Source organism: Streptomyces sp. NPDC058872 (assembly GCF_042743065.1).
Lineage (GTDB): Bacteria > Actinomycetota > Actinomycetes > Streptomycetales > Streptomycetaceae > Streptomyces.
Window position 1 is genome coordinate 1 of sequence record NZ_JBHYMK010000155.1, and the last position, 1347, is coordinate 1347.

A 1347-nucleotide genomic window follows, 5' to 3' on the forward strand; every position below is an offset into this window, starting at 1 on the left:
CAGGGCTTGATCAAGTTCCCTGGGTGTCCGGGTTGTTGGTGATGCCCAGGAGGGGGAGGGCTCGTTCGGGCTGGTCGCGGATTGCGCGGGTGGTCTTGGCGATGTTGACGGCTCCGAGGGTTTTGAGAAGGCCGATGGCGAGGTTGCGGAAGGTGGCCATGGCGCGGGGTGCGGTGCCGGTGTGGAGGGTGGAGGCGTCCTCGGCGTAGGTCACGTCTCTCACATGGTGCAGGGCCTCGACGGCCCAGTGGCCGCGGACGGCGGCGGCGAGTTCGGCCGGGGTGGTCTGGTGGGCGTCGAGGCTGGTGACGGCGTAGATGGTTTCGCGGCTCTCGCGCTCGCCGGTCTGTTTGCGGCGTCGGTGGACGCGGAGGGCGAGGCGGCCGTGGGGGAAGGCGATCCCGCCGAGTTCGTCGGCGATGCCGCAGGTCTTGATCGAGCGGGACTCCCGGCGGCCGTGTCCGGTGGAGGAAGCGGTGTGCTGGACGGCGATGTCAGGCCAGGGCAGGGCGGCGAGCTGCCGGTGGGCGGTCGGCTGATTCCGCTTGATCATGGCGATGTAGTGGGCGTTCTTCGTCTCGACCAGCCAGGTGACGTTCGCCTTGACCGAGTGCAGGGCGTCGAAGGTGACGACGGTGCCGGTCAGGTCCAGCGGTTCGAGCAGGGGCCGGAAGTGCGCGGTCTCGTTCGTCTTGGTTCCGACCTCCGCCTGGGCGAGGGTCAGGGCCCGGTGGTGAGTGACGGCGGAGAGCAGGTGTCTGCGGCCGGCGTTCAGGCGGGCCGATCCTCGCAGTGCCTTGCCGTCCACGGCGATCACCTGTCGTTTCCCCGAGACTGTTCCCGCGGTGTTCCGGGCGGTGAGGTAGGCGCCGACTGCTTGGTCCAGGGCGTCACCGTCGACGGCCGCGAGCACGCGGCCGATCGTGGTCCGCGAGGGGGCACGGCGCCATCTGAGCGGATGCCGGCGGACTCCGAGGGCCGTCAGCACGGTGTCCGGGGCCCGTGCCGCCCACTCGGCGATCTCATCCACACTCCTCATTCCGGAGACGGCCGCGCAGGCACAGACGAGGAGGATCGCGGTCAGCGAGTACCAGCGGCCCCGCCTCGCCCGCGGGTCGGGCACCCGCTCCAGAAAGGGCCGCAGGTCAGCGACTTGACTGGCATCCAGCGGACCCAGCTTCACCAGCACCGGCGGGATGAGAGAAGATGCAGCGGCAGGCACGGGCCACCTCATGATCGTTGAGCTTCGACACCCCAATGATCACGAAGCCCGTGCCTGCTCCGCTATGCACCCCAACCGGTCACGGCCCGACCAACCGCCCGACCCCGGAACTCGCCCAAGCCCTG

Annotated in this window: 1 protein-coding gene; it reads right to left on the minus strand. The window is 69.7% G+C overall.

The window, feature by feature from the left end:
* Positions 1-10 precede the first annotated feature (10 nt).
* The gene (locus ACFW22_RS35880) at positions 11-1189 is read right to left on the minus strand and encodes an ISAs1 family transposase (protein WP_384876551.1); all 1179 of its coding nucleotides are present in this window, start codon (positions 1187-1189) and stop codon (positions 11-13) included.
* Positions 1190-1347 lie beyond the last annotated feature (158 nt).